Annotated in this window: 2 protein-coding genes and 1 pseudogene; all 3 read right to left on the bottom strand. The window is 75.2% G+C overall.

The genetic code is table 11. From position 1 onward, the window contains the following. A partial coding sequence (locus tag Q0112_RS00320; RefSeq protein WP_297970067.1) for a hypothetical protein occupies window positions 1–204 on the bottom strand: 204 nt, incomplete at its 3' end. 259 nt (window positions 205–463) lie between these two features. Continuing rightward, window positions 464–1999 (bottom strand): glucan biosynthesis protein, encoded by a 1536-nt coding sequence (locus Q0112_RS00315; protein WP_297970066.1) that lies wholly within the window; start codon window positions 1997–1999, stop codon window positions 464–466. A 153-nt stretch (window positions 2000–2152) separates the two neighbouring features. Continuing rightward, window positions 2153–3451 (bottom strand): annotated as a pseudogene (locus Q0112_RS00310) (glycogen debranching enzyme GlgX); the annotation flags it as partial.

Here is a 3451-nt window from a genome sequence, read left to right as displayed (position 1 = left end):
GGAGCAGCGCTGCGTCTGGCAGTGCCTCGCCAATTCTCCCGGGGCGGCGAGCCGCCAGTACCAGGAATGCGTGGAGCGGCTGTGCATGGCCACGCCCCCTGCCGCGGAGGAGCCGAGGGCGGCGGCCCCGGCCGGCGCGGCCTGGACGGCCGGCAGCGGCGCGAAGGGCGGCGGCTGGTACGCCGGCGTCGAGACGCAGGGCAAGTCGCTGAGCTTCCTCTGCCGGCGCGGCGGGCCGGGGCTCCTCGCGGTGGCCGGGCTCGGCGGCCGCGCGGACGGGGTCGCGCTGCGGGTCGACCGGCAGGCTTTCGCCCTGCGCTTCGTGTCGGAGAACGGCATCCTCTATGCCGCCGCCGACCCGGGCTCGCCGCTTCTCGGCGCGCTGATGGGCGGCAGCCGGGCCGAGGTGAGCGCGCCGGGCGGCAGCGCGCGCCGGAACCGAACCGCTCGCCCCGAGGGCGCATCAGCGGCTCCAGCGGTAGAGCCAGACCTCGGAGGCCGGGACCTCGTCGCTGGCGAGCCAGAGGCGGAACTCGGCCGAGGGGAGATCCCCGGCGATGAAGTGGAAGCCGACGCGGGCGCGGTTGCCCTCGGGCAGCCGGTCGATGCTGAGGCCCTTGGCCTCGCCGGCGCTCACCTCGAGCTTCGGGGCGACGCGGTCGAAGTCGGTGAGGCCGAGGTCGAAGTCGACGACGAAGAGCCGCTCGCGCGGATCGAGGATCGAGAGCCCGCTGCGGGTGGCGACGACGCGGGCGACCGGCTGGTCGTCCTGCTCGACGGCGCCCCAGGTTAGGCGATAGTCGAAGCGGGTCTCGGCCCCGGCGGCGAGCGGCGCTGCCGGGCGCCAGAAGGCGACGATATTGTCGGTGAACTCGTCGGCCGAGGGGATCTCGACCAGGGTGACGGCCCCCTTGCCCCAGGCTCCCTCCGGCTCGACCCAGGCGCTCGGGCGGCGCTCGTAGTGGGCCTCGGCATCCTCGTAGTGCGCGAAGTCGCGGGCGCGCTGGATCAGGCCGAAGGCGCGCGGGTTCTCGTCGGCGAAGGCCGAGGTCTCGAGCCGCGGCGGGTTGCGCAGCGGCCGCCACAGCCGCTCGCCGCGGCCGTTGACCATGCGCAGCCCGTCGCTGTCGTGCACCGCGTCGCGGAAGTCGTCGACGCCGGCGCGGCGCTCCGGGCCGAAGAAGTACATCGAGGTGAGCGGCGCGATGCCGGCCGCCTTGACGTCGCGCCGCGGGAAGAGGACCGAGCGGACCGTCATCACCGTGCGGATGCCCGGCCGGATGGTGAAGTCGAAGGCGCCGGTCACCGAGTCGCTGTCGAGCAGCGCGTCGAGCCGGAGCGCGCTGTCGCCGGGCTGCGGCTCGTGGATCCAGAAGGCGGTGAAGATCGGGAACTCCTCCGGGTCCGGCCCGCCGGTGCCGACGGCGAGGCCGCGGGCGGAGAGCCCGTAGAGCGTGTCGCGGGCGACGGCGCGGAAGTAGCTCGCGCCCTGGAAGACGGCGAAGTCGTCCCAGACCCCCGGGCTGTTGACCGGGTGGCGCAGGCGGAGGCCGGAGAAGCCCATGTCGGCGGCGAGATCCGAGGGCGCGCGGCCGTCCGGGAAGGGGAAGAAGTCCGGGTGGAAGGCGAAATAGTCGGTGGAGAAGGCGATCGGCTGCGCCACCCCGTCCGAGACGAGGTTGATCTCGATGCGGTCCTGGAAGGAGAGGCCCGGCGGCAGCAGGTCCATGCGGAAGCCGCGGTCGGCGTCGGCGAAGAGGCGCATGTCGTCGCGCGGGCGGATGGCGCGGTACTGGTCGTACTTCAGGTCGGCGAAGGGCGGGCTCATCTTCATCAGCGGCCGGACGTAGGGCGAGCCGGCGGTCTCGCGCGCCCGGGCGACGACGGCGTCGAAGCTGAAGCCGCCGGCGGCCTGGGCGGCGGCGGGCGTGGCGAAGGGCAGGAGGCGGCTGCCGAGCAGGCCCACGAGGGCGGTATGGAGAAAGCTGCGGCGGTCCATGGATCTTCCTCGGCGGTGGGGCGCTGCTGGCCGGCTCGCCGCGGGTCTACGGCGGCGGGGCGGAGGGCTCAAGGGGGCCGGCGGCCGCTGGCACAGGTGTGATCGGCGCCGTCACGCCAGGCCCTTCAGTTCCCGGGGAAACGGCTGCGGCCCTCACCGGGGTCGCTCCACGGCGAAGGCGACGGCGCGGGGGCCGAGGGTGAGGCGGCCGTGCGGGGCCTCGGCCCAGGCGTGGCCGGGGCGCGGCGGGAGGTGGAAGGTGACGGCGTGGGCGCTGCGGTTGAAGAGGACGGCGAGGCGGCCGTTGCCGCCCTTCCCGAGCACCATGGCGAGCGCGGGCCCGCGGGCGTTCTGCCAGTCCTCCGGCGTCTTGGGGTGGCCGGCCGGGGTGAGCCAGGCGACGTCGGGGATGCCGCCGGGGCCGGGCGCGCCGGTGAGGAGCGCGGGGTCCGCCAGCGCCGGGTGGGCGCGGCGGAGGGCGGCGAGGCTGGCGGCGTAGGCCTCGAGCTCGCCGTCGCGGCCGGTCCAGTCGAGCCAGGCGAGCGGGCTGTCCTGGGCGTAGGCGTTGTTGTTGCCCTGCTGGCTGCGGCCGAACTCGTCGCCGGCGGTGAGCATGATGCTGCCGCGGGCGGCGAAGAGGGTGGCGAGCAGCGCCCGCTGGTCGCGGCGGCGGGCGGCGCGGACGGCCGCGTCGGCGGTCTCACCCTCGACGCCGCAGTTCCAGGAGAGGTTGTCGCCGTGGCCGTCGCGGTTCCCCTCGCCGTTGGCCTGGTTGTGCTTGTGGCGGTGGGCGGTGAGGTCGGCGAGCGTGAAGCCGTCGTGGGCCGCGATGAAGTTGACGCTGCGCGTCGCCGGCGGCGGGAAGCTGTCGGAGGAGCCGGCCAGCGCCGTGGCGAAGTCGCCGAGCGTGTGGGCGTCGCCGCGCCAGAAGCGGCGGACGCGGTCGCGGAAGCGGTCGTTCCATTCGAGCCAGGGCGGCGGGAAGTTCCCGAGCTGGTAGCCGCCGGGGCCGACGTCCCAGGGCTCGGCGATCAGGATGCGGTCGGCGAGCAGCGGATCGGCGGCGATGGCCTGGAGGGTTTCGGCCTGCGGGTCGAAGCCCGAGGCGGTGCGGCCGAGGATGGGGGCGAGGTCGAAGCGGAAGCCGTCGACGCCGGCCTGCGCGACGTAGTGGCGGAGCGTGTCGAGGATCAGGCGGCGGGTGGCGGGATGGGCGCAGTCGAGCGTGTTGCCGGTGCCGGAGTCGTTGACGAGGCGGCCGTGGGCGTCGTGGCGGAAGTAGGCGCGGGGGTCGAGGCCGCGGAGCGAGAGGCTGGGGCCGTGCGCGTCGCCCTCGCCGGTGTGGTTGAAGACGACGTCGAGGATGGTGCCGATGCCGGCGGCGCGCAGGGCGGCGACGGTGGTCCGCAGCTCGGCGATGCCGCCGGGGCAGAGGCGCGGGTCGGGGGCCAT

It is taken from the genome of uncultured Amaricoccus sp. (genome assembly GCF_937858865.1).
In the GTDB taxonomy this organism is placed as follows: Bacteria; Pseudomonadota; Alphaproteobacteria; order Rhodobacterales; family Rhodobacteraceae; genus Amaricoccus.
The sequence above is the reverse complement of the archived record's forward strand: the minus strand, read 5'-3'. Positions and strand labels throughout refer to the sequence as shown.